The organism is Nocardia aurantiaca (assembly GCF_009708175.1).
GTDB classification, from domain to species: domain Bacteria; phylum Actinomycetota; class Actinomycetes; order Mycobacteriales; family Mycobacteriaceae; genus Nocardia; species Nocardia aurantiaca.
Map to the genome: position 1 here is coordinate 69,053 of NZ_WMBB01000008.1, position 23,685 is coordinate 92,737.

At 68.0% G+C, this 23,685-nt stretch carries 22 protein-coding genes; 9 read left to right on the forward strand and 13 right to left on the reverse strand.

The genetic code is table 11. The features are described from left to right. Positions 1-30: 30 nt before the first annotated feature. On the forward strand, positions 31-816 hold the full coding sequence (locus GLP40_RS18100) for an amidohydrolase family protein (protein WP_154789132.1): 786 nt from the start codon (positions 31-33) through the stop codon (positions 814-816). A 571-nt stretch (positions 817-1,387) separates the two neighbouring features. Here GLP40_RS18100 and dnaB read toward each other — a convergent pair. The 5 genes from dnaB to rpsF all read right to left on the reverse strand — a co-directional run bounded on the left by dnaB (position 1,388) and on the right by rpsF (position 5,631). Next, positions 1,388-3,220: a replicative DNA helicase gene (gene dnaB, locus GLP40_RS18105; RefSeq protein WP_154789133.1), complete on the reverse strand. Its 1,833-nt coding sequence runs from the start codon at positions 3,218-3,220 to the stop codon at positions 1,388-1,390. Between the two features lie 616 nt (positions 3,221-3,836). Continuing rightward, complete coding sequence (rplI, locus tag GLP40_RS18110; protein WP_154789134.1) at positions 3,837-4,292, reverse strand: 50S ribosomal protein L9; 456 nt, start codon at positions 4,290-4,292, stop codon at positions 3,837-3,839. A 17-nt stretch (positions 4,293-4,309) separates the two neighbouring features. Then, complete coding sequence (gene rpsR, locus GLP40_RS18115) at positions 4,310-4,579, reverse strand: 30S ribosomal protein S18 (protein WP_154789135.1); 270 nt, start codon at positions 4,577-4,579, stop codon at positions 4,310-4,312. A gap of 87 nt (positions 4,580-4,666) precedes the next feature. After that, positions 4,667-5,206, reverse strand: a complete 540-nt coding sequence (locus GLP40_RS18120) for a single-stranded DNA-binding protein (protein ID WP_154789136.1) — start codon at positions 5,204-5,206, stop codon at positions 4,667-4,669. A gap of 134 nt (positions 5,207-5,340) precedes the next feature. Further along, complete coding sequence (gene rpsF, locus GLP40_RS18125; RefSeq protein ID WP_083869414.1) at positions 5,341-5,631, reverse strand: 30S ribosomal protein S6; 291 nt, start codon at positions 5,629-5,631, stop codon at positions 5,341-5,343. A gap of 204 nt (positions 5,632-5,835) precedes the next feature. Here rpsF and GLP40_RS18130 point away from each other — a divergent pair, with 204 nt between their 5' ends. After that, the gene (locus tag GLP40_RS18130; RefSeq protein ID WP_154789138.1) at positions 5,836-7,251 is read left to right on the forward strand and encodes a glycosyltransferase family 87 protein; all 1,416 of its coding nucleotides are present in this window, start codon (positions 5,836-5,838) and stop codon (positions 7,249-7,251) included. On the opposite strand, the gene GLP40_RS18135 is transcribed toward GLP40_RS18130, so the two are convergent. Further along, a complete protein-coding gene (locus GLP40_RS18135; RefSeq protein ID WP_154789139.1) occupies positions 7,153-7,713 on the reverse strand; it encodes a CGNR zinc finger domain-containing protein in 561 nt (186 codons plus the stop codon). The two genes, GLP40_RS18130 and GLP40_RS18135, sit on opposite strands and share 99 nt — an antisense overlap. A gap of 84 nt (positions 7,714-7,797) precedes the next feature. Here GLP40_RS18135 and GLP40_RS18140 point away from each other — a divergent pair, with 84 nt between their 5' ends. Together GLP40_RS18140 and GLP40_RS18145 are read left to right on the forward strand one after the other, a co-directional pair. Continuing rightward, positions 7,798-8,754 (forward strand): DMT family transporter, encoded by a 957-nt coding sequence (locus GLP40_RS18140; protein ID WP_154789140.1) that lies wholly within the window; start codon positions 7,798-7,800, stop codon positions 8,752-8,754. Positions 8,755-8,790: 36 nt separating this feature from the next. After that, on the forward strand, positions 8,791-9,753 hold the full coding sequence (locus GLP40_RS18145; RefSeq protein WP_154789141.1) for a DUF389 domain-containing protein: 963 nt from the start codon (positions 8,791-8,793) through the stop codon (positions 9,751-9,753). Between the two features lie 90 nt (positions 9,754-9,843). On the opposite strand, the gene GLP40_RS18150 is transcribed toward GLP40_RS18145, so the two are convergent. Together GLP40_RS18150 and GLP40_RS18155 are read right to left on the reverse strand one after the other, a co-directional pair. Then, entirely contained in the window at positions 9,844-10,965 is a 1,122-nt protein-coding gene (locus tag GLP40_RS18150) for a DUF475 domain-containing protein (RefSeq protein WP_328290325.1), read from the reverse strand. Between the two features lie 99 nt (positions 10,966-11,064). Next, positions 11,065-11,640 carry a TerD family protein gene (locus tag GLP40_RS18155; RefSeq protein ID WP_154789142.1) on the reverse strand — a complete coding sequence of 192 codons (576 nt, stop codon included), beginning with the start codon at positions 11,638-11,640 and terminating at the stop codon, positions 11,065-11,067. A gap of 213 nt (positions 11,641-11,853) precedes the next feature. Here GLP40_RS18155 and GLP40_RS18160 point away from each other — a divergent pair, with 213 nt between their 5' ends. The 4 genes from GLP40_RS18160 to GLP40_RS18175 are packed head-to-tail and all read left to right on the forward strand — an operon-like array spanning position 11,854 to position 18,050. Further along, positions 11,854-13,056, forward strand: coding sequence for a hypothetical protein (locus GLP40_RS18160; protein ID WP_328290326.1), 1,203 nt, complete (start codon positions 11,854-11,856; stop codon positions 13,054-13,056). Between the two features lie 40 nt (positions 13,057-13,096). Further along, positions 13,097-14,308, forward strand: a complete 1,212-nt coding sequence (locus GLP40_RS18165; RefSeq protein ID WP_154789348.1) for an HpcH/HpaI aldolase/citrate lyase family protein — start codon at positions 13,097-13,099, stop codon at positions 14,306-14,308. Then, complete coding sequence (locus GLP40_RS18170; RefSeq protein ID WP_328290327.1) at positions 14,305-17,229, forward strand: phosphoribosyltransferase domain-containing protein; 2,925 nt, start codon at positions 14,305-14,307, stop codon at positions 17,227-17,229. The genes GLP40_RS18165 and GLP40_RS18170 overlap by 4 nt, the downstream gene beginning before the upstream one ends. A 17-nt stretch (positions 17,230-17,246) precedes the next feature. Then, the gene (locus GLP40_RS18175) at positions 17,247-18,050 is read left to right on the forward strand and encodes an HAD family hydrolase (protein WP_154789350.1); all 804 of its coding nucleotides are present in this window, start codon (positions 17,247-17,249) and stop codon (positions 18,048-18,050) included. On the opposite strand, the gene GLP40_RS18180 is transcribed toward GLP40_RS18175, so the two are convergent. From GLP40_RS18180 to GLP40_RS33290, 5 genes are all read right to left on the reverse strand, one after another. Continuing rightward, on the reverse strand, positions 18,051-18,809 hold the full coding sequence (locus GLP40_RS18180) for an isocitrate lyase/PEP mutase family protein (protein WP_328290384.1): 759 nt from the start codon (positions 18,807-18,809) through the stop codon (positions 18,051-18,053). Beyond that, complete coding sequence (locus tag GLP40_RS18185; RefSeq protein ID WP_328290328.1) at positions 18,790-19,524, reverse strand: HPr family phosphocarrier protein; 735 nt, start codon at positions 19,522-19,524, stop codon at positions 18,790-18,792. The genes GLP40_RS18180 and GLP40_RS18185 overlap by 20 nt, the downstream gene beginning before the upstream one ends. 8 nt (positions 19,525-19,532) lie before the next feature. Further along, entirely contained in the window at positions 19,533-20,150 is a 618-nt protein-coding gene (gene dhaL, locus GLP40_RS18190; RefSeq protein ID WP_154789351.1) for a dihydroxyacetone kinase subunit DhaL, read from the reverse strand. Then, entirely contained in the window at positions 20,150-21,151 is a 1,002-nt protein-coding gene (gene dhaK, locus GLP40_RS18195; RefSeq protein ID WP_328290329.1) for a dihydroxyacetone kinase subunit DhaK, read from the reverse strand. Before dhaK ends, dhaL begins: the two co-directional genes overlap by 1 nt. A gap of 80 nt (positions 21,152-21,231) precedes the next feature. Next, the gene (locus tag GLP40_RS33290; protein WP_196054720.1) at positions 21,232-21,981 is read right to left on the reverse strand and encodes a hypothetical protein; all 750 of its coding nucleotides are present in this window, start codon (positions 21,979-21,981) and stop codon (positions 21,232-21,234) included. Positions 21,982-22,101: 120 nt separating this feature from the next. Here GLP40_RS33290 and GLP40_RS18200 point away from each other — a divergent pair, with 120 nt between their 5' ends. Then, positions 22,102-23,682 (forward strand): TerD family protein, encoded by a 1,581-nt coding sequence (locus GLP40_RS18200; protein ID WP_196054721.1) that lies wholly within the window; start codon positions 22,102-22,104, stop codon positions 23,680-23,682. Positions 23,683-23,685 lie beyond the last annotated feature (3 nt).

Consider the following 23,685-nt stretch of genomic DNA (forward strand, 5'->3'; position numbering starts at 1 on the left):
TGCCGCCCATTCCCAGCCGGAGGAAACGCCATGGTCACCGATGTCCACGCCCACGTCACCGTCGACTCCGCCGCGCAGCTGGCGCGCGCGAAGGCGGCCGGGGTGGATCGGACGGTGCTGCTGTCCACCCGCGTCCATCCCGAACGAGCCCGCACGCTCGACGCCGTGCGGGCCGAATTCGCCAGGCTGACAGCCGTTATCGGCGGTGCGGACGCGGCGCCGGACGAAGTCCGGGCGGCCATGGGCGAAGTGCTGCGCGCGCTGGAGGCGCATCCCGGCGCCACCCTGGGATTCGCGAGCCTGCCCTCGCTGCTTCCCGATGAGCGCCTCGGCGACTGGTTCGAGCCCTACCTGTCCCGTCCCGACATCGTGGGCATCGGCGAGATCACCCCGCCGCCCGGGCAGGCCGCGCGGATCGAACCGGTGCTGGCCCTCAGCGCCGACCACGGCGGGGTTCCGATACTGGTCCACGGATTCGCGCCCAACACCCTCGACGATCTCCGGACCTATGCGGCGCTGGCCGCCCGCTATCCGTCGGTTCCCCTGATCGTCGGTGCGCTGGGCGGATTCCACGCCCTGGAACTGGTGGAGCTGGCCGCCGCGCGGCCCAACCTCCACATCGATCTGTCCAGCGCGTTGCAGGTGTTCGCGGTCGCCGCCGCCGCACGGGAAGTCCCTGAGCAATGTCTGTTCGGGTCGAACACACCGTACGGGGACGTAGTCGCCGCGCGACACACCGCCGAGGCGGCCATCGCGGATCCGAGTGTGCGAACCCTGGTTCTGGAGGGCAACTTTCAACGAATCCTCGGGGACTGACTGCGTGTACACGCCAACCTGCAATGTTCTAGCCAATTGTCGGCGACGAAACCGGCCAAGCGGACGATAGGCCCTTCGAGCGGGCGTGACGACAGGAACTGCCCCGTCGTCACGCCGCTTTCGCCCGGTGCGGGAACCGGTGCCAAATGGCCCCGCGCCACCGGCCGTTCGAGCCAGAGAAACGGGATCGATGAGATCGACTGGCAGAAGATCGAATTCGGCTGGCGGGATCCAGAATCCGAAATATGGTTGCCTCCTCGATCATACGGCGAACGGGTCGCGGAGTTGAACGACTTCGCCGCTCCCACATGTGAATACGTCGGAGAAAGGTCGAGTTAGGAATCGCATGCTCTTGTCGAGCGACCGGACCGGAGTGCGTCCTCCACTGTGCGGCAGCGCTTTCGGTGACGCCGCTGCCTGCTGTCAACGCGGTTATACGCTCGATCAACCAGTCGGACTACCCCATCCCGCCTGAAAATTCGAAAGCATTGGCGCGCTCGCCTTTTCGGCTCCGCAGCAGCATGTTTGCTCGCACGGCCCGACTACAACTGAAATATCTTTTCGACATGGCTCAACCGCGTGCCATATCGACAAATCGACTCAAATGCAGCTGGTGCGCAACGGTAATTGTCGCGGTCGGCCCGTTTCGGTGCTTTCCGAGGATGAGGTCGGCTTCGCCGCCGCGAGGGTCATCCCGCTCGAAGGCATCGGGCCTATGTAGCAAAATGACCATATCGGCATCCTGTTCCAAGCTTCCCGATTCACGCAAGTCGGACACCATGGGCCGCTTATCCGTCCGCTGTTCCGGACCACGGTTGAGCTGCGAAATCGCGATCACGGGCACTTCGAGCTCCTTCGCCAGAAGCTTGAGGCTGCGCGAGAATTCGGAAACTTCTTGCTGCCGCGATTCGACCTTTTTGCCCGATGTCATCAGCTGGAGGTAGTCGACGACCACGAGGCGTAGATCGTGCCTCTGCTTGAGGCGTCGGGCCTTGGCCCGGATCTCCATCATCGTGAGGTTCGGCGAATCATCGACGAACAGCGGCGCCTCGCTGATCTCGCTCATGCGTCGCGCCAGCTTCGTCCAGTCGTCGTCGCTCATGCGGCCCGAACGCATATCGCCCAGTTTGATTTTCGCTTCCGCGGACAGCAGGCGCATGACGATCTCGGTGCGGCTCATTTCCAAGGAGAAAATGACGCTCGCCAGGCCGTGTTTGATCGAGCAGCTACGCATGAAGTCCATGCCCAGCGTCGAGTTGTGAGTCGGAACCATGGTGGGACCGGCGAGGTAGAGGTGATCGGTATTGTCGACCTCCACACAGCGGACCGGGGTGCTCTCGATCTTTCGAACATCGACGATGTGACGCCGCTCCGAACGAGCGGTCGCCGGCACCCAGTGATTCAGCGCGTCGTCGGGAGTTCGCACGCTATGGGCGATTTCGCCGGTGGTCCGGATCTCGGGATGCGGTCCGTGCACGTGCGAGACTGTGCGCCACTGGTGCTCTTCGTCCGCGACGATGACGGCGCCGTCCGAGAACTCGACCTCGTAGCAGGGGCGACCGAGCATGACCTCGGTGGCGGCCAGGATGCGCGTCGGACGGCCCTGCGCGTCGAGCAGTTCCTGACCGACCCGGACCTCACCCATCGTGGTCCAGCCATTCGGCGTGGGCAGCGGAGTATCGAGTGCCAGCGCCTTACCGACACCCGGGCGCGCCGCGACGATGATCATCTGGCCGGGGTGGAGGCCATTGGTGATTTCGTCGAGTTCGGTGAAACCGGTTGGTACGCCTAGGGAGATGCCGCCTCGGGAGGCAATGGAGTCGAGTTCGTCCATCGTCGGTTGGAGGATGTCGGTGAGGGGGGCGAAGTCCTCGCTGGAGCGACGTTCGGTGACGTCGTAGAGCTCGGCCTGGGCCCGGTCCACGACCTCGGCGACGTCTTGACCGTCGGCGCCGGCGTAGCCGTACTGGACGATTCGCGTACCGGCCTCGACCAAACGGCGCAGAATCGCCTTCTCCGCGACGATTTCGGCGTAGTAGCCCGCGTTGGCCGCGGTGGGGACCGTTTGGGTCAGGGTGACGAGATAGGGGGCGCCGCCGATGCGCTTGAGGTCGCCTCGGCGGTCGAGGGTCGCCGCCACCGTGACCGGGTCGGCAGGTTCGCCGCGGCCGTAGAGGTCGAGGATGGCGTCGTAGACCGCCTGGTGCGCGGGGCGGTAGAAATCACCGGGGCGGATGACCTCGACGACGTCGGCGATGGCGTCCTTGGACAGCAGCATGCCGCCGAGGACGGATTGCTCGGCGGCCATGTCGTGGGGTGGCTGGCGGCCGAAATCCTCGCCGGGCGCGTCGGGGTAGTCGGAGGGACCGTGATCATCGTGGCCGCGATCGTCGATGACTGCCATCAGGCTCGACCGTCCTCTCTCCTCGCGCCCGGAACGAGTCCATGACCCGTTGTACGCCTGCGCACCGACATGTTCGGGCCGCCACACGGAGCCGACACGCCGAGTTGTGCAGGCGTGGTGGCAAACCCGTGGTGGGGGCGCGGAGTACACGGGGTCGTGACGTTCCGGGCGGTGGTCACGACACCGAATGCGAACCTAGGCGACCGGACGGGGACCCGCCAAACCGAGCTGTGCACAGACCTGTGGACAACATGGGTATTGTTCACCGACTGTTGTGCACCCCCTGTGGAAAACTTGGGGACAACAGCCGATTTGGTTCATCAATGAGCTGGTAGTGGCGAAATTCTCATTGTGCGTAACTGTGGATCAATTCGGTGCGGCGTGTCGCTGGACGGTAACGTCCGGGCGTGTTGGGTAAACGAACGGCCTCATGCTCGTGATCTGTTGCACAACGAGAATGGTTGGTATGCAAAGCAATCCATAACCCCGGTGCACACCTTGGGCGTGCGCGACGTTGCCTCGCGGACGCGCGCTCATCGGTGAATCAGCCAATGACTGGCAAACAAAAGCAAATCGGAGGCCACCCCGATGGGAAGGTGGCCTCCGACGAACCGAATTACTCGGCGGCAGTGACCTGCAGGTCGACCTTGGCGGCCACATCCGGGTGCAGGTGCACCACGACACCGTGCTTGCCGGTGCTCTTGATGTGGGCCTTCGGCAGCTCGATGCTGCGCTTGTCGACGACCGGGCCGCCGGCGGCCTTGATCGCCGCGGCGACATCGGCGGAGGTGACCGAACCGAAGAGCTTGCCGGTGCCGGCGGTCTTGACCGCGAGCGACACGTCGGTCAGGCCCTCGATGGCCTGCTTCAGCTCGTTGGCGTGGTCCAGGTCGCGCACGCGGCGGGCATCCTGCGCCCGGCGAATGCCCTCGACCTGCTTCTGCGCGCCCCGGGTGGCCACGATGGCCAGGCCGCGCGGCAGCAGGAAGTTACGACCGTAGCCGTCCTTGACCTCCACGGTGTCGCCGGGCGCACCGAGGTTGTCGACATCAGCGGTGAGGATGAGCTTCATTGCTGTGCCTTCCTTTCTCAGCGAGCGGTGGACACGTAAGGCAGCAGCGCCACCTCACGCGAGTTCTTCACGGCGACGGCGATATCGCGCTGGTGCTGGACGCAGTTGCCGGTCACCCGGCGCGCGCGGATCTTGCCACGATCGGACACGTACTTGCGCAGCAGCGCGGTGTCCTTGTAGTCGATCTTGGCGCCGCTGGTGTTGTTCTTCTTGCCGGCCTTGTCTTCCTTGCAGAAGGTGCAGGCCTTCTTCTTCAGCACCTTTTCGCGTGCCGGTGCTTTGGCCATGGTCTTTCACTCCAAAGTTTCTCGAGAGCCCACCCGGGGCGGGCTCCTATGAAAGCCGTTCCGGCCGAGCCGGATCGGCATCACCGCCTAGAACGGCGGTTCATCGTCCATTTGGCCGCCCCCGAAGGAGCCGGCCGCGGGCGCACTGCCCCACGGGTCGTCGCCGGCGCTCTGGCCGCCACGACCACCGCCATTGCCCCCACCGGAAAAGCCGCCGCCTTGCTGGCCGCCACCGCCGAAGCCGCCGCCACCACCGCCTCGGGTGGTCTTGTTGACCTTCGCGGTCGCATACCGCAGCGAGGGACCCACCTCGTCGACCTCGAGTTCGACGACCGTGCGCTTCTCGCCCTCGCGGGTTTCGTAGGAGCGCTGCTTGAGTCGTCCGCTCACGATCACTCGCGAGCCACGGGTCAGGCTCTCGGCCACATTCTCCGCAGCCTCACGCCAGATGTTGCAGCGCAGGAAAAGCGCTTCGCCGTCTTTCCATTCGTTGGTATTACGGTCGAACACACGGGGAGTGGACGCGACGGTGAAGTTCGCGACCGCCGCTCCCGCGGGCGTGAATCGAAGCTCGGGGTCAGCCGTCAAATTGCCGATGACGGTGATGACCGTGTCGCCTTGGGCCATGGTTCCTCCTGCTTTCCGGTGCATTCCGCAATTCGCTCGCCCGTGCAGCCCGGCAATCGGGCTCAGCGCACGGTTTGCCAGTCAGCCTAGAGATAGGCACCGACGGTTACGAGCGACGTTGCGGGAGGACTGGACTACTTCTTGTCGAGGCGCAGCACCTTGGTGCGCAGCACCGACTCGTTCAGGCCCAGCTGGCGATCGAGCTCGCTGACGGTCTCGGACTTGGCGGTCAGGGTGACGACCGCGTAGATGCCCTCGGCCTGCTTGGCGATCTCGTAGGCGAGACGACGGCGGCCCCAGATGTCGACGTTGTCGACCTTGCCGCCCTCGGCACCGACAACACCCAACATGTTGTTCAGGTTCGGGCCGACGGTGCGCTCGTCCATTTGCGGATCGAGAATAACCATCACTTCATAATGACGCACGGACCTCATCACCTCCTGTGGACTGTGAACGGCCCACGGACTGTCCGTGGGCAGGAGGGTTCGTTGCGTCAGCAACCCGACAAGGCTACATGAGCGGGTTACAGTATCCACGGGTGGGGCGATAACCGGGCGTGGCCTGCGAAATCGGGCCAGTCCCGAGTTTGAACAGGCGGACACGCCGAAGAGACACCTATGGTGGTGCGCATGCCGAACCGACCCGTCGTCAGCGATGCGGCTTCCCGCCGCCGCGATGTCGGCCGGTCGATGATCGCGGTCACGTCGACGCTGGTGTGTGGAATCACCGTATTGATCGCGTACGTGAACAAGGCGCGGTGCGCGGGCGGTCCGTTCGAGGAGTCGGGGCGCAGCGCGATCTTCGACGTCGTCAAGGACTCGAATGTCTGCTATTCCGATATTCAGTACCTGTGGCTGGGTCGCGGGATCGATGAACACCTCTTTCCGTATATAACCGGCGGCATCACGCCGGACGGTCAGTTGACCGGCGGCGCGGTCGAATATCCCGTGCTGAGCGGGCTCCTGATGTGGATCGGCGGGATCGGCACCCGTACCGACGCGGATTTCCTGCTGCACTCGGCGCTGTTGCTGGCCCCGTTCGCGCTGCTGACCGCCTATCTGCTGGCCCGCATGGCGGGCCCGGCCGCGCTGTTGTGGGCGGCCGGGCCGCCGTTGGTGCTCTACGCCTTTCACAATTGGGAACTGCCGGTGGTCGCCACCGCGGTCGCCGCGTTCTATGTGATGACCGTGCTGACCCGATATTCCCTGCGGGACAGGGCGATAGCCGCGGCGGTATTCCTGGCGATCGGCTTCTGTTTCAAGCTGTACCCCGGAATCTTCGTGCTGCCATTGCTGATCTATGTGCTGCTCGGCGAACATCCCTTGCGGGAGAAGCGATTCGATGTGCGCGGCGCGCTGATGGTGGCGGCCACCGCGATCGGCACCGTTGTCGCGATCAATCTGCCGTTCGCGCTGGCCGGGTACGACGGCTGGCGGGCATCGATCACCTTCCAGCAATTACGCCAGGCCGATATCACCACGAATTCCATCTGGTACTGGGGTTTACGCCCGCTGTTCGGACCGACCCGTGACGCGGAGTCGGCGTTCCAGCACGTGGTGTCGGCGGCATCGCCGATATTGGTGGTGCTGTCCTTCGCCCTCGCCTGCTGGCTGGGCTGGCGACGGTATCAGATGGCAGGGCTCTATCCGTGGATCGGTGTCAGCGGTGCCATGTTGTGTGGATTCCTGTTGTTCCACAAGGTGCATTCGCCGCAATACACGCTGTGGCTGATCCCGTTCCTGGTGCTGCTCGAGGTGCCGTGGGGTCTGATCGTCGCCTATCTGCTGGCCGACGCGTGTATCGGAATCGGCGTCTTCCGCTACTTCTATGCCCTGGGCGCGGGCCATAATGCCGAATTCGAGCAGAACATCGTGCAGATCGGCGTGTGGGGTCGGGCGGCGCTGCTGGCGGTGTTCTTCTTCCTGTTCGTCGGGGCTCGGGAGCGGTCAGTGGGCCGGCTCGGTGTTCCGGGCGCGGAAAGCCTTGCTCTTGGCTCGGTTTCCGCAGACCGTCATATCGCACCACCGGCGCGAACCGCCGCGTGAGGTGTCGATGTAGAGGCGGGTACAGGCATCTCGCCCGCACTCCTTGAGCCGGTCCCGCTCGGGGCTGCCGAGCAGTTCGATGGCGGAGCGGGCGATCGCCGCCAGCGCGGAATCGATGGTCCCGCTGCGCCGTACGCTGCCGTCGGCGCGCAGCGTGAGTTCCGGCAGGGTGTCGTGAGCATGTCGGTTGGCGAGGGCGCGGTCGGCCTCGGCGGTGGGCGTGCCCTCGAGGGTGGCGAGCATGAGCCGCCATCCGGCTTCTCGTAGCCGTACGGCCCGTTCCAGCGCGCCGGCGCAGTCCGGCGCGGTGTCGAGAATGCCTGCCGCTACGACCCATTCCGCGAGGTCGTCGGCCGTGGTGAGCCGGTCGAGGAAGGTGGTGCGCCGTTCCCCCACCGTGCCGATGAAGTTCAGCGCGAGATTGCCGCTGACGAACAGATGCGGATCGGTGAGGGTGGACATGCGCCAATAGTAACCCCCTTGACAGGTTATGGGGAATGGTGCAACGGTGTAACCACCTAAAGCGGTTAGCGGCCTGGAGGAATCATGGACAACCGGCTTCTCGACGTGGCGGGCCCGCCGGCCCTCATCCTCATGTGGAGCAGCGCCTTTATCGCCGGCATCATCGGCGTGGGCGCGGCGCCGCCGATGCTGGTGCTGTTCGCTCGTTTCGGCATCGCGGGCCTGCTGCTCATCGCGTACGCATTGCTCGCGCGTGCGCTCTGGCCGCGCGGGAAGGTGCTGGCCCACACCCTGGTGGCCGGCTTCCTCATGCAGATGGTGCAGTTCGGCGCGTTCTACACCGCCATGCACGAGCACGTCACCGCCGCCGTCATCTCGTTGGTGCAGGGCCTGAGTCCGGTGGTGCTCGCCGTATTCGCCGGTGGCCTGGGCGAATCCGTCAGCCTGCGGCAGTGGCTGGGCTTCGGCGTCGGAGGTCTGGGCGTCGGGCTGGCCGTGGTCGATCAGTCCAGCTTCTCGCTGTCGGGCCTGCTGCTGTGCGGGGTCGGCTTGTTCGGGCTCAGCTTCGGCACGATCTACCAGAAGCGCTTCACCCCGGCGATCGATCCGCGCGCCGGCACCGCTCTGCACGTGGCGGTGAGCGCGCCGTTCGCGGGCGCGATAGCCCTGGCGGGCGGTGATTTCCACATCGCGGACCCGGACCGTTTCGCCGGTTCCATGGTTTGGATGGTCCTGGTGAACTCCATGGGCGCGTTCCTGCTGCTCAACACCATGTTGCAGCGCTGGGACACCACCCGCGTCGGCCGCTTCTTCTTCGCCATCCCGGCCGTCACCGCGGTCATGGCCTGGCTGATCATCGGTCAGCCGTTGCGCCCGTTGACGATTGCGGGCCTGGGTGTCGGACTGGTCGGCATGGTTCTGGCCTCCCGCCGCGCCGCGACGGCCGAACCCGTCACCGCCGCGGCCCAACAGCTCGAGGCCGCGCCGGAACGGGCCGCCGCACCGCACGGCATCGCCCCACGACAGCCCGTGCGGGCCTGACGATGCCGGCGGCCCGCGCGCGGGCAGACTGTGCCCATGCTGCACCTGCGGATTCTGGCCCCCGCCACCATGACCGACGAGATACTCGAGGTCCTCGAGACCGATGACGCGGTGACCGGGCTGGTCGCTGTCCGCGGGGCGGCGCTACGCCCGCCGGGCGATCTGATCACGGCGCAGATCGCCCGCGAGGCCGCCAACGATCTGGTGCAGAAACTGCGGGACATGCGAGTGCATCAGGAAGGCAGCCTCGAAATCGAGCAGGTGCGAACCTGGTTGTCGCGCAGCGGTTTCGAAGCCGAGGTGCGGACCCCGGGTAGCAGTACCGACGCGGTGGTGTGGGCCGAGGTGGCGCAGCGGGCCTATGAGGAGACCGAGCTCAACTGGACGTATCTGAGCTTCCTGACGCTGGCCACGGTCATCGCCAGCATCGCCATCGTCACCGATTCGCAGATCCTCACCGTCGGCGCGATGGTGCTCGGCCCGGAGTTCGGTCCCATCGCGGCCTTGGGCGTGGCGCTGGTGCGGCGGCGATTCGTGCTGTTGCGGCTGGCCCTGCGCACCCTGGTGCTCGGATTCGTGACCGCCATCGGGATCACCATCGTGGCGGCGCTGATCGGGCGGGCGCTGGGCTGGATCACGCTGGCACAGGTGACCGGTCCGCGTCCGGCCACCCAATTCATCTACGCACCCGACAAGTGGTCGTTCATCGTCGCCGTGGTGGCGGGGGCGGCCGGGGTGCTGTCCATCACCTCGGCGAAATCCGTCGGTCTGGCCGGTGTCTTCATCTCGGTGACCACGGTGCCCGCGGCGGGCAATATCGCGCTCGGTGTGGCGATCGCGGACGGTGCCACGGTCTGGGGCAGTACCGCGCAGCTGCTGGTGAACATCATCGGCATGGCGGTCGCGGGCTGGCTGACCCTGTCGCTTCAGCAGATGCTGTGGTCGCGAGTGTCGGTGCGGCGGGCCAAGCATCTGACCATTCCCCGACGCATGCTGTGAGACCCGCGAGACGCTGTGAAACCCGGGGCGCGCAATGAGAAAGCCCGCCACCCGGACAGGGGTGGCGGGCTACGCTCGGGACCGGCCCGGTCAGCCGACGCTGGTGGTCTTCTCCAGATCGGTGTCGGCGTCTTCGCCATCCTCCCCTGCGGCCTCGCGGCGATTGCGAATCACGCTGGTGATGAAGGCCGCTCCGATGAACGTCACGCCCACCAGACCGCTGACCACCTCGTTGACGTGCACGCCGATGGTGATGAGCAGGATGACAGCCAGCGCGCCGATGGCCCAGAAAGCGCCGTGCTCGAGGTACACGTACTCCGAGAGCGTGCCCTTGCGCACCAGGTACACCGTGATGGACCGGACGAACATGGCGCCGATCAGGCCCAGGCCCAGGGCGATCAGGATCGGGTCCGAGGTGATGGCGAACGCGCCGATGACGCCGTCGAAGGAGAACGAGGCATCGAGCACTTCCAGGTACAGGAACAGGAAGAACGCCGCCTTACCGGTCGCCTTCACCACGGCCGAGGGCCCGCCCGCCGCCGCTTCCTCGGCATGCTCCTCGGCATGGAACAGCGAGCCGAGCCCGTCGACCAGGATGTAGGTCGTCACGCCGAGGATGCCGGCCAGCAGCACTGTGCTGCGGTCGTCGTCGGCCGCGATGAATTCCGCCGCGATGATGAGACCGCCCAGGGTGAGCACCACGGCGAGCATGTCCAGTTTGCCCAGTCGCGCCAGCGGGCGTTCGATCCAGCCCAGCCAGGTGATCTCGCGCTCTTCCAGGATGAAGCTGAAGAACAGCAGCAGTAGGAACGCGCCGCCGAAGGCCGCGATCTGCGGGTGCGCGTCGGTGAGCAGCTTCTCGTAGGAGGGGCTGCCGTCGGGGAAGGTGAGCGCCCCGTCGGCGGGCGGGTTCGTGGCCAGGTCGAAGGCGCGGACCGGGCTGAGCCCGGCCGTGATCCACACGACGGCCAGCGGAAACACCAGGCGCATACCGAAAACGGCGATGACGACGCCGACGGTGAGGAAGATGCGCTGCCAGAACTCGCTCATTCGCTGCAGGATGCTGGCGTTGACGACCGCGTTGTCGAAGGACAACGACACTTCGAGGATGCCCAGGATCGCGCAGAGCACCAGTGCCGTGGGACCGCCGTACACCAGGGCCGCGAGCAGCGACAAGACGGTGACAATGATGGAGAGGCCGAATATTCGCACCGCAGCGGGCCTTTCATTGTGTAGTGGGCGGAGGGGACGAGCGGGCACACGAGGAGGGCTCGTGCGACCGAGCCCTCCTCGTGTCGCTAGTTACTCGATTCAGACATTGACGCCGAAGTCGCGAGCGATACCCGCGAGGCCGGACGCGTAGCCCTGGCCGATCGCGCGGAACTTCCACTCACCATTGTTGCGGTAGAGCTCGCCGAACACCATGGCGGTCTCGGTGGAGGCGTCCTCGGACAGGTCGTAGCGGGCCAGCTCGGTGCCGTTGGCGCGGTCGACGACCCGGATGTAGGCATTGCGGACCTGGCCGAAGCTCTGGCCGCGGGCGTCGGCGTCGTAGATCGAGACCGGGAAGAAGATGGACTCGACGGTCGGCGGGGTGTTGGCCAGGTCGACGTTGATGACCTCGTCGTCGCCCTCGCCCTCACCGGTGAGGTTGTCGCCGGTGTGCACGATGGTGCCCTCCGGGGACTGCAGGTTGTTGAAGAACACGAAGTGCTTGTCCGACAGCGCCTTCTTCTCGGCGTTGGTCGCGATGGCGCTGGCATCCAGGTCGAAGTCGGTGCCCGTGGTGGTCCGCACGTCCCAGCCGAGGCCGACGGCCACCTGGGTCAGGTTCGGAGCCTGCTTGGTCAGTGAAACGTTACCGCCCTTGGACAAACTGACACCCATTGCGGGAATCCTTCCTTGTTAGCGTTCGAAGCGTTTCTTGCATAACGGCTTTGCCCGCTATGTCGGTTCCGCCGTCTCGACAGTAATGGTTTGCCCAAGTCTTGGGTAGGAACAGATCAAGACCACCTGTCGGGACAGCCTGTCATACGACAGATTCACACACTCCATCGCCGCGGTCGCCGCATTCGTCAACGTTCTCCTAACATCGGGGGCGTGGCAGGCCGTCGACGCGGATGGTTCCGGGCACCCCGGAACAACGAATGGGTGCAGCAGGCCCGGCAGATGCTGACGGCCGCCTTCCTGGATATGGACCAGCGGCAGAGCATTGCCGAGGCTGCCGTCGCCGCGTCCGCCGCGCTGTTCCCCGAGCGCGGCATGACCGCGCGCTGGGAACCGGTGCGCGCCCGGTGCTATGACGCCTCCGGCGCCTACCTGGCCCTCAATGACCGTCTGGACCAGGCGGAACGCGATGAGGGCGGCCCGGTCACCCAGCCCGAGATCGACACCCTCATCCGACGGCTGGCCGATGCCGCGCGCGGGGTCGACGAGTTCTACGGCGGCAATCAGGCCCACCTCGAGCACGCCGTCGCGGTGTACGGCTCGGTGCCGCAGCTGGTTTCGCAGGTCCGCGCGCAGGCCCGGCAACTGCGGCAGGCCGCCGACGCCTCGCCCTATGCCGCCTACCCCTCGATCCGGCAATGCGCGGCCGCCGTGGATGAGGGACTGCTCACACTCGAGGCCGCGGTGGCCTCCGGCGCGGGCGGCGCCACCCGCGACGCCGCCACCCGGCTCGAGACCCTGAACCGCGACCTGTCCAGCGCCCTGGAAGTCGCACCCGGCAAACAGCATTCGGCCACCACCGCGCTCGCCTCGGCCGCCACCCGGCTCGACGCCGCCCGCAACCGGCTCGAGCGCGTAGCCCCGGCCCTGTCGGCGCTGCTGCGCGAATTTGCGGCTGCGTCGTCGAACGATTTGGCCAACAATGAGCGACAAGCCCGGGAGGCCGTCGAGGCCGCCGACGCGGATCTGGTCCGCGCCCGGGCCGCCCTGGCCGACCACGACCCGGAGGACGCGCTCGACCTGACCACCACCGCCCGCGCCCGCCTCGCCATCGCCGAGGAGCGCGCCGAGGCCGTCATCGATCGGCTCGCCCTGCTACGCGCGGTCCGCGAGCAGCCGGCCGAGCGCGCCAAGGCCGTCCGCTTCAAGCTGCGCGACGCGCAGATGCTCGCGGTCAACAAAGGCGTAGTCCCGCAATGGGGTTCGGTGCTCGACGCCCAGGCCGAACGCCTGGATCGCGCCAGTGCGGGACTCACCGGCCGCTACCCCGATTACTGGGCCTACGTGTCCGAACTCGACGCCATCTCCGCGTTCGTGGCCGGAGTGGTCGAACGCATGCGAAATACCGGCAGATAGACCGAAAGTCAGCAGGAGGACGACCGCGACGATGACCGCGATGATCACCAGCGATCCGGATGTCGCCCCGGTCTCCCTACGGAAGCGCTTCCCGCTGCGGCATTTCCGGCAGGTGCCGGGCCCGGAGCTGCGGCGGCTGTTCCACCGGCTGCCCGAACCCTTCGGCGGCTCCCGCGATCGCGACCTGCTCGCCATGGCGCTGGGCGCGACCCTGTACGTGCCCGCCACCCGGGCCGACCTCACCTCGACCATCCTGCGCCGGGCCGAACGCGGGGTGTGCTCGATGGTCATCGATCTCGAGGACGCGGTCGCCGACCACGCCGTCGAACACGGAAAATGGCAGGCCGCCAGGACCGTCGACGAGCTGGCCGAGAGCGGGGAGGCCTATCCGCTGCTGTTCGTGCGGGTGCGTGATGCGCGCAGCATCGCCGAGATCGTCGACCGGCTCGGGCCCGGAGCGTCGGCGCTCACCGGCTTCGTCCTGCCCAAATTCGACAGCTCATGCGGGGCGGAATACCTGCACGTACTGATGACGGCCGCAGAGCGGCTGGGCCGCACCGTGTTCGGGATGCCGGTGCTGGAATCCCCGACGCTCGTGCACCGGGAGACCCGCGATCGCGAACTCGGCCGTATCGGCGCACTGCTCGCCGAGCACCGTGAGCGCATTCTCGCCGTCCGCATCGGGGGCACGGATATGTGCTCCACCTTCGGGATTCGCCGCGACCGCGACCTCACCATCTACGACGTGCGCGTGGTCGCCGACGTCATCGCCGATATCGTCAACTACCTGGGTCGCGCCGACGGCACCGGATTCACCATCACCGGACCGGTCTGGGAGTACTTCGCCGACCACGCCCGCATGTTCCGGCCGCTGTTGCGCACCTCCCCCTTCGCCGAGGTGGACGCCGTTCCCTTCCGGCAGTCGCTGGTCAGCCGCGATATGGACGGGCTGCTGCGGGAGATCTCGCTGGACCGCGCCAATGGGATCCAGGGCAAGACCGTCATTCACCCCTCGCACGTCGCCGTCGTGCACGCGCTGTCGATCGTCACCCACGAGGAATACGCCGACGCCCTCGACATCCTGAGCACCGGCGACGGCGGCGTCGCCGCCTCCGAGTACCGCAACAAGATGAACGAAATGCGCCCCCACCGCACCTGGGCCAGCCAGATCATGCTGCGCGCCAAGGTCTTCGGCGTAGCGAATAAAGGAGTCTCCTTCGTGGACCTGCTCAAGGCCCTGGTCGAATCGTGACCGCCGGCCCCGCCCTGCCCTGGGCCACCCGGCACCTCGGCCTCACCCTCCGTCACACCGATTCGGCCCTGCCGGAACCCGATTGGCGCGTCGACACCCTGGTCGAACCCGGCCTCCGCCGCAATCCCCGGCGCGCCCATCTGCTGGTCTCGACGGTGCTCGGCAAGCATCTGCCCACCGACCCGCATCGTGTCCTCGACGCGGGCAATCGCCTGGGCGACCTGGTTCGCGATGTTCTCTCCGCGCGGCGCGGCGGCGCCGCGCACACTCAGGACGCATCGGAAGACATTGTTCCGCAGCCGAACCCGGCAGCGGTCGTGCTGGGCTTCGCCGAAACCGCGACCGGGCTCGGCCATACCGTGGCGGCCCGCCTCGGTGCACGGTGCTACCTGCACTCCACCCGCCGTGACGTGCCCGGCGCCCAGACCCTCGCGGGCTTCGAGGAAGGCCACTCGCACGCCACCTCCCACCTGCTGCAGCCCATGCCCGCGTCGGTGTTCCACAACGACCTGCCCATGGTGCTGGTGGACGACGAGATCTCCACCGGCGCAACGGCCCTGGACGCCATCCGAGCCCTGCACGCTCACACTCCCCGTGGCCACTACATCCTGGCGTCACTGGTGGACATGCGCACCGAGGCTGATCGCCGCGCCTTCGACGCGGCGGCCGCCGAGCTCGACGCCCGCATCGACACCGTCTGCCTGGCCGCCGGCAGCACCCGGCTGCCGGCGGGCCTGGTCGATGCGGTCACGGCGCTGCCCGAACCTGTGCTCAACCCCGTCGCGGATCGGACCGGCGCCTGCCTCCGGGTCGAACTGCCCTGGCCGCGGCAGGTTCCCGAGGGCGGCCGTCACGGGTTTCTCGCCTCGGATTCGGTGCCCTTCGACGCCGCGCTCACCCGTGCGGTCGCCGAGCTGACGCGTGCTCTCGCGGCATTACCCGGATCGGTCGAGCATGCGGATGGAACGCCGCTGCCGCACGGGGCAATTCGCGAATCGCCGGGATCAGCGACCCGGCGGGGCTCGAACGGGCCGGCGACGGCGGATGGGTCGGACGCGGCCGCCGGCGAGATCGACCATCGGCGCCCGGTGATCGTCATCGCCCACGAGGAACTCATGTACCTGCCGCTGCGTATCGCCGCGGCCCTGGCCGACAGCGGCATCCCCACCCGATACCAGACCACTACACGCTCTCCCGCCTATGTCCTGGACGAGGCCGGCTACCCGCTGCGCCGCGGATTTCGTTTCACCGCACCGGAACTCGGCGAGGAAGGCCCGCGTTTCCTCTACAACGCGCGCTGGCCGGACAATCGGCCCGATGCCGCCACGCGTGACCACGTCGTGGCTGGTCGCCGGCGATCGCCCCACAGCCCGCCGGAGCGGACCGCGGTGGTCGACCCCATCCTGCTCGTCATCGTCGACCGGCCCGCGGACACCGACAAGCTCATGGCCGCCGGAGGACTCGTCGACGTCCTGACCGCCTCGGGCGCGGACGTGCTGCTGGCCGTACTGCCCGACGCGGACCCGCGCGCACTCGCCGCGGCCCGCTCGCGCAGCGCGCAGACGTCGCCTGCGTCCGGGACGGCCGCGGCGCCATTCGGCGACGGTGACGGGCATATGGCCCCGCATCGCAACGGGATCGACGACGCGGACCCGCGCGCACTCGCCGGCGCCCCCTCCGACGACGCGCAGATTCCGCGGCGCGCGCGGCCCGCTGTTGCGCCGTCCGTCGACAGTCTCGGCGAGCAGGCCCGCCACCGCAGTGGGTTCGCGGGCCGTACGCAGCGTATGGCGGTGCCGACGGGGGAGCGACCGCCGGAACCGTTGCACGGACCCGAATTCGGGTCGTACGCCCGCGACGAGGTGGCGTGGCTGCTGACCGATCTGTCCGGCGCCATGCTGGAAGCCGATGTGGCGGAACGCGAACGGCGGATTCAGGCCGGGTTGGCGCATTACGCGGAATCACTGCCGGTGGAATATCAGCCGGACGCGGCCTATCGGGAGCTGTTCGAGCAGGTGCTGGCGGACAGCGCCGAGCGGCTGGCGCTGGCGGTCGCGACCGTGTCGGAGTTGGTGATCGCCGAGCGCGGTCACGACGTGGTGCTCGTATCGCTGGCTCGGGCGGGGACGCCGGTGGGGGCGCTCATGCGGCGCTGGCTGCGGAACCGAGGTGTCGAGGTTCCGCACTACGCGGTCTCGATCGTGCGGGATCGCGGGATCGATGCGGTGGCATTGGATTACCTTGCACGTCGGCATGATCCGGCGCAGATCGTGTTCGTGGACGGGTGGACCGGCAAAGGGGCGATCACGCGCGAGCTCAGTGCCGCGCTGGACGCCTACGCGATGGACGGCGGGGCTCGGTTCATCGGTGATCTCGCGGTGCTCGCCGATCCGGGCAGCACTGTGCGGACCTACGGCACTCGGGACGACTTCCTCATCGCCTCGGCGTGTCTGAATTCGACTGTGTCGGGGTTGGTTTCACGCACGGTGCTCAATACGCGACTGATCCGGCCGGGACAGTTCCACGGAGCCAAGTTCTATCGCGAGCTCGCGGGCCAGGATGTGTCCAACCATCTCCTCGACACCGTCAGCGCGTGCTTCGACCGGGTTCGCCCGCTGGTGGACGACCGGGTGCGCGCCCTGCTGGCCGCCGACCGGACCCCGACCTGGGCGGGATGGGAATCGGTGGAACGGGTGCGGGCGGAGTACGGGATCTCCAGCGTGAACTTCGTGAAACCCGGTGTGGGAGAGACGACTCGGGTACTACTGCGGCGCGTCCCGTGGCGGGTACTGGTGCGGGATCCGGAGGCCGGTGAACACGCGCACATCCGTATGCTCGCCGCGGCACGCGGGGTGCCGGTCGAGACGGTGCCGGATTTGGCGTATGCCTGTATGGGGTTGATCAAGGAAGTGAAGGGGTAGCAGTGCGGCAGCGCGGGATGATGGTGGCGACGGATCTGGACCGCACGGTGATCTACACGCGGGCGGCCTTCGGGAACGCCGAGCCGGACACGGTGTGCGTGGAACACTATGAGGGACGGCCGCTCTCGTACATGACGGTGACGGCCGCGCGGCGGCTGAGCACACTCGCCACGGCGGCGGCCCTGGTCCCGGCCACCACCCGCACCATCGAACAGTTCAACCGGATCCGCCTGCCCGGCGGGCCGTGGCCCTACGCGGTCACCAGCAATGGCGGCAACATCCTGCGCAACGGCCTGCCTGACCGGCGCTGGCGCTCGGCGCTGGACGCGCGGGTGCGCGCCGAATGCGCCACCCTGGTCGCGGTGCGTACCGAACTGCGCAGGCGCGTGGACGAATCCTTCGCCCTGCGCCTGCGCGAGGCCGACGACCTGTTCTGCTACCTGGTGGTGGACCCGCAGCGGGTGCCGAGCGGGTTCCTCGCCGACTGGGACGCCTGGTGCCGCCCACGCGGCTGGTCGGTCTCCCAGCAGGGCCGCAAGATCTACACCATGCCCACGCCGGTCTGCAAAAGCCGGGCGGTGCAGGAGGTTCGCCGCCGTCTGCTGGACGCCGGCGAACTGCACCCCGAGTCCCGCCTGCTGGCCGCGGGCGACGGCGCGCTGGACGCCGAAATGCTGCGGACCGCCGACGCCGCCATCCGGCCCCGCCACGGCGAACTGGAACAGCGGAACTGGAATCATCCGCGCGTGGCCGTCACCGCGGCCTCCGGCATCCACGCCGCCGACGAGATTCTCGACTACTTCCTGCGGGTCCGGTCCTGATCAGCGCCAGGCGGCCAGCAAACGGTTGGCCTGTTCGGTGAGGGCGCGCTGCAGGAACGGGCCGAAACTGACCCGCGCCACACCGAGTTCGGCGAAGTAGGCGGGCGAGCCCTGATCGGGAATGCCGATGGCGTTCACCGGCAGCGGCAGTTCCGAGGTGAGCGTGCGCTGCACATCCGGCTCGTGCCGGCCCACCGGGTACAGCACGTCCGCGCCCGCCTCGGCGGCCAGCCGCATCCGGGTGAGCGCACTCTCCAGCCGCTCCTGCGGGGTGCCGGTGTCCTGGCGCAGGAACACATCGGTGCGGGCATTGATCACCACGCGCACGCCGGTGGCGTCCGCGGCGGCACGCAGCTCGGCGACCAGGTCGGCGTGCTCCCGCGGGGTGCGCAGTCGCCCGCCCTCACTGTGCACGGAATCCTCGAGATTGAAGCCGACGGCGCCGGCCTCGAGCAGGCCCTCGATGATCCGTGAGGGCTTCTCGGCGTAACCGGACTCCAGGTCGACCGATACCGGGATGTCCACGGTGGCGGTGATCTCCCGGACCCGGCCCAGCACCTCGGCGAAGGTCATGCCCTCCTGATCGGACTTGCCCATGGAATCGGCCAGAGGATGGCTGCCGATGGTGAGTGCCCCGAAACCGGCGTCCTGCACCAGCTTCGCGGACCAGGAATCCCAGACCGTCGGCAGGATAACGGGATTGCCGGGCTGGTGGAGGGACAGGAAGGTCGTGGCTTTCTCAGCGAGGCTGGTCATGATCTCGATTCTCGGCCAGGGAGCGAACTTTCGCGACCGCCAGGGCGGCATCGGGCCCGGCCGCGCTGACTTCCAGCCGCTGGCCGGGGAGCACGCCGAGGGTGAGCACCCGGGTCAGGCTGTCGCCCGGGACCGGACCGGCGCCGGTGGTGGCATTGCGCAGGGCCACCACCGCCTCGACCTCGCGCAGGGCCGAGACCAGCGCGGCGGCCGGGCGGGCATGCAGGCCGTGTTCGTTGGTCACCTCGATGGTTTCGGTGATCGCCGAATCATCCACCGGCTCCGCGCCTGTGGATGATTGTGGACTGTCAGCGAGACCGGTGTCAGCGGTGTCGCCGAGCTGAGCTCGCTTGGCGGCCAGGGCGTTCTCGGCTTCCCGCGCGACCGCGGCCAGATCGGCGCCGCCGCTGGCCGCGGCCAGCGCCGATAACAGCCCCTCGACCAGCGGTCCCGTGGAAAGCCGAACGGCGATCGGGGATTCGAGCAGGTCCAGCGCGGTCTCGGCGGAGAGCACCGCGCTGCCCAGATCCATCAGAACCAGGACGCCATCCCCGGAATCGGCGGCGGTGATCGCATCGGCGACCGCGACGGCGTCCGTTCCCAGTTCGGTATCGGACAGTCCCGCCGCGATGCGGACGGGCACGCCCCGATCGGGCAGCAGTCCGAAGGCCAGCGCCACCGCCGCCTCGGCCAGCGCCCGGCTGTGCGAGACCACCACCAGCCCGATCATCGCAGTGCCCGTCTCGCGGACCGGACCAGCAGCGCCGCGCTGGTGGCACCCGGATCCTGGTGTCCCGCACTGCGTTCGCCCAGATACGAGGCACGCCCCTTGCACGCGACCAGCGGTGTGGTCGCGTCTCGTCCAGCCTCCGCCGCGGCCACCGCGGCATCGAGGGCTTCCGGCGCCGACCCCCCGTCCGCCACCTGTTCGTCGAGCGCGTCCGCCGCGGGCCCCAGCGCGTCCACCATGGTCTTGTCCCCCGGCTCGGCCTTGCCGCGTGCGATCACCCCGTCCAACCCGGCCCGGAACGCGCGCGCGAAATCGGCGATATCCGAACCGCTGTCGATGGCGTCGGAGAAGCGCAGAAAGAAAGTTCCGAACAGCGGGCCGCTGGCGCCGCCGACGGTGCGGATCAACACCATGGCGGTTCGCCTGCACACCTCGCCCGGTGTGCCGGGTGCCGAATCATCGAGCGCCGCAACGGCGGCCGCCATACCTCGTTGCATATTGGTCCCGTGATCGGCATCGCCGATCGCCGCGTCCAGTGCGGTCAGCTCGGCGACGTTCTCGTCCACCAGTGTCGCGAAATCCCGCACCCACGCGCCCGCGTCCACCGCGGACATCAGATGCCCCACCGCAGCGCCGGAGTCCGCACCGGTGCGTCCCACAGCGCCGTCAGCTCCTCGTCCAGCCTGGTCACAGTGATCGAGCAGCCCGCCATTTCGAGCGAGGTGACGTACGAGCCGACCAGTGAGCGCTCGATGTGTATTCCGTGCCCGCGCAGGATCCGCGTCACCTCGTCGAACATCAGGTACAGCTCGATGAGCGGCGTGCCGCCCATCCCGTTGAGGAAGCACAGCACCCGATCACCCTGTGTGAAGGGCAGATCCGCCAGGATCGGCTCCAGCAGCATCTGCGCCACATCCCGCGCCGGAGCCAGCGGCACTCGCACCCGGCCGGGCTCGCCGTGGATGCCGATGCCGATCTCCATCTCGTTCTCGCCGAGCTCGAAGGTCGGATGCCCGACCGCCGGGACCGTACACGAGGTCAGCGCCATGCCCATACTGCGCGACCGGGCGTTCACGGCCTCCGCGATGCGCGCCACCTCCGCCAGCGGGCGGCCCTGCTCTGCGGCCGCGCCCGCCATCTTCTCCAGGATCACCGTCGCGCCCACACCACGCCGTCCGGCCGTGTAGAGGCTGTCCTGTACGGCCACATCGTCGCTCACCACGACCGCGCGCACCTGGGTGCCGGTTTCGGCGGCGGTCAGTTCGGCGGCCATCTCGAAGTTCATGACATCGCCGGTGTAGTTCTTCACGATGTGCAGCACGCCCGCCCCGGCGTCCACCGCCGTGGTGGCGGCCTGGATCTGATCGGGCACCGGCGAGGTGAAGATCTCCCCCGGGCAGGCCGCATCCAGCATGCCGAGCCCGACGAACCCGCCGTGCAGCGGTTCGTGACCCGAACCGCCTCCCGAGACCAGACCCACCTTGCCCGCCACCGGTGCGTCGGCCCGCACCACGATGCGCTGTTTCACGTCCACCCGCAGCTCGGGATGCGCCGCCGCCATCCCGGCCAGCGCGGCGTCCACCACCTCGGCCGGATCGTTGATGAGCTTCTTCACCGAATCTCCCCTCGGAAGGCCGGTTCGGGACCCTGAGAGTCAGACTCGCACCGTGGGTGCGGCTTTGGTGCGGATTCGAGCTATTCGCACCTATGGTGTGGTTCGGCGGGCTCCTCCAGCGTGCGTGCCAGCTCGATATCGGTCACCAACTGCACCATCAGATCCCGCAATTCACTGTCCGGCAGATGCTCGGCGGCGAACTCGAACGGTTCGGAGACATCCAGCCCGCCCTGGGCGGCCGCCAGGATCACCCACGGAATCCCCACCTCCGCCACCCCGAGCCGCTCCCGTATCAGATCGGTGGTGTCGTCCATCAGCCCGCTGCGGGCGGCCACCGCCGCCGTCATCCGCTCGTCCAACTCGGCCCGGCGCCGCTCCAGCAGCCCCGGATCGGCGCTCGCCTCCTGCGCCGGAGTGCTGCGCACCGAACCGTCCTCGTATACCTGGAAGCCCTCGTTCACGCAGGTCGTGCCCAGTTTCACTTCGGCCTGCGCCAGTTGGGGCAGGCTGCGCAGGCAGTCCAGCACCGCATCCAGCGCCGCCACCAGACGGTCACGGATATCGCGGCGGCGCAGCAGCTCCCGATCGGCGTCCTTCCGCTCGGACAGCACCTGTTCGACCGCGCGGCCGATCTGGAAGGCCAGGGCCGTGGATTCGGGCGCCCAGCCGCCCTGGGGGACGAACTCGCCGGCCTTGGGAGTGATGGTGTCCAGGAAAGCGTTCACGGCGCCGAGCAGGTCGCGCAGCTGGTCTCGGGACACGGCGGGGTGCCGGAAGGCTCGCAGATACTGTTCGTGCGCTTCCGCGGGATCGACCTCACCGTCGCTCACCCAGCCGATACTGCCACGCGGCCCGGGCATTCCCCGCCACCATTGCCACCATGGCCACGGCCCGTGTCGCGAGGTTCTCGTAGAGTGACAGCGACAGCACCGACAAGCGAAGGGTCGATCTTGTCCGCAGTTTTGGTGAAGGGCCAGAACGGCCCTCTGAGCGTCCATGATCTGGTGATCAGCGTGCAGGTGGCCGCACCGGCCGACCTGTCCGCCCTGCTGGTCACCCCGGCCGGCACAGTGCGTTCGGACGCCGATTTCGTGTTCTTCAACCAGCCATCCGGGCCCGGCGTGACGCTGCGGCCGGGCGCGCCCGGCCAGCCCGCCGTCCTGGCGGTGTCACTGGACGCGATTCCCGCTGACATCGAACAGCTTCGGGCCGTCATCACCCTCGATGACGCCACGGGCAGTTTCGGGCAGCTCTCCGCGCCGGTCGCCGTCGTCAGCGATACCGCCGGAAACGCGTTGTACGAGTATCGGATCGAGGGCCTGAGCACCGAATCCATCGTCATCGCACTGGAGTTGTACCGCCGCCAGGGCAGCTGGAAGATCCGCGCCGTCGGACAGGGCTACGCCGGTGGTTTCGCCGCTCTGGTCACCGATCATGGCGTCCAGGTGAACGAGGAGGCCCCGCAGGCCGCGCCGCCGCCTCCCACGCCGCCACCCGCGCCCGAGCAATTCGCGCCGGCGCCCGAGCAATTCGCGCCCGCGCCGACCGGATACCCGGCGCCCGCGCCGACCGGATACCCGGCCCCCGCGCCCACCGACAGTTTCGCGCCGACCGGATACCCGCCCCCCGCGCCCACCGACAGTTTCGCTCCGACCGGTGGCTATCCACCGCCCCCGAACCAATTCGCGCCCGGCGCGGGCTACCCGCCGCCCGCACCGGGCCAGGGTTATCCCCAGCCCGCCGAACAGTACCCGCCGACGGGCGGCTACCCGCCGCCCACGCAGTACGCACCCGCCGGTGGCTACCCGCCGCCGCCCGACGCCGGGTATCAGGCTCCGGGACCGTCGTATCCGCCGCCGCCCTCCTATCAGCAGCCCGTGGGCGGCTATCCGCCGCCGCCTGGCGCCGGATATGCGCCGCCGGCCCAGGAGGACCGCGACCTGCCCCATGGCCATGCCGTGAGTCTGGTCAAGGGCCAGCGCATCAACCTGCGCAAAGAGGGCGGCAGCGCACTGAGTCATGTGAAGATGGGCCTGGGCTGGGATCCGGTCAAGCGCGGCGGCATCTTCGGCAACAAGTCCGTCGACGTGGATCTGGACGCGTCGGTGGTGCTCTTCGCCGACCACAGCCCCGTCGATGTCGTCTACTACGGCAGCCTCAACTCCAAGGACGGCGCCATCCGTCACCAGGGCGACAACCTGACCGGCGAGGGCGAGGGCGACGACGAGGAGATCATGGTCGACCTCTCCCGCATCCCGTCCCAGGTCACCACACTGTTGTTCATCGTGACCTCCTACAAGGGCCACACTTTCGAGCAGATCGCCAATGCCTACTGCCGCCTGGTGGACAGCGCCACCAATGCCGAACTCGCGCGCTACACGCTCGCGGGCGGCATGTCCTTCACCGCCATGGCCATGGCCAAGGTGTACCGCCTTGCCCCGGGCGGGGACTGGAAGCTTCAGGCCATCGGTGAGGGCTTTCAGGCCAAGCACCCGGGCGAGGCGGTGCCGCAGCTGGCCCGCTTCCTCTGAGCC

Excerpts from the sequence above, each read along its gene's own strand:
- GLP40_RS18100 (WP_154789132.1), top strand. The coding sequence starts at position 31 with ATGGTCACCGATGTCCACGCCCACGTCACCGTCGACTCCGCCGCGCAG.
- dnaB (WP_154789133.1), bottom strand. The coding sequence starts at position 3,220 with ATGGCAGTCATCGACGATCGCGGCCACGATGATCACGGTCCCTCCGAC.
- rplI (WP_154789134.1), bottom strand. The coding sequence starts at position 4,292 with ATGAAGCTCATCCTCACCGCTGATGTCGACAACCTCGGTGCGCCCGGC.
- rpsR (WP_154789135.1), bottom strand. The coding sequence starts at position 4,579 with ATGGCCAAAGCACCGGCACGCGAAAAGGTGCTGAAGAAGAAGGCCTGC.
- GLP40_RS18120 (WP_154789136.1), bottom strand. The coding sequence starts at position 5,206 with ATGGCCCAAGGCGACACGGTCATCACCGTCATCGGCAATTTGACGGCT.
- GLP40_RS18130 (WP_154789138.1), top strand. The coding sequence starts at position 5,836 with ATGCCGAACCGACCCGTCGTCAGCGATGCGGCTTCCCGCCGCCGCGAT.
- GLP40_RS18135 (WP_154789139.1), bottom strand. The coding sequence starts at position 7,713 with ATGTCCACCCTCACCGATCCGCATCTGTTCGTCAGCGGCAATCTCGCG.
- GLP40_RS18140 (WP_154789140.1), top strand. The coding sequence starts at position 7,798 with ATGGACAACCGGCTTCTCGACGTGGCGGGCCCGCCGGCCCTCATCCTC.
- GLP40_RS18145 (WP_154789141.1), top strand. The coding sequence starts at position 8,791 with ATGCTGCACCTGCGGATTCTGGCCCCCGCCACCATGACCGACGAGATA.
- GLP40_RS18155 (WP_154789142.1), bottom strand. The coding sequence starts at position 11,640 with ATGGGTGTCAGTTTGTCCAAGGGCGGTAACGTTTCACTGACCAAGCAG.
- GLP40_RS18165 (WP_154789348.1), top strand. The coding sequence starts at position 13,097 with ATGATCACCAGCGATCCGGATGTCGCCCCGGTCTCCCTACGGAAGCGC.
- GLP40_RS18175 (WP_154789350.1), top strand. The coding sequence starts at position 17,247 with ATGATGGTGGCGACGGATCTGGACCGCACGGTGATCTACACGCGGGCG.
- dhaL (WP_154789351.1), bottom strand. The coding sequence starts at position 20,150 with ATGTCCGCGGTGGACGCGGGCGCGTGGGTGCGGGATTTCGCGACACTG.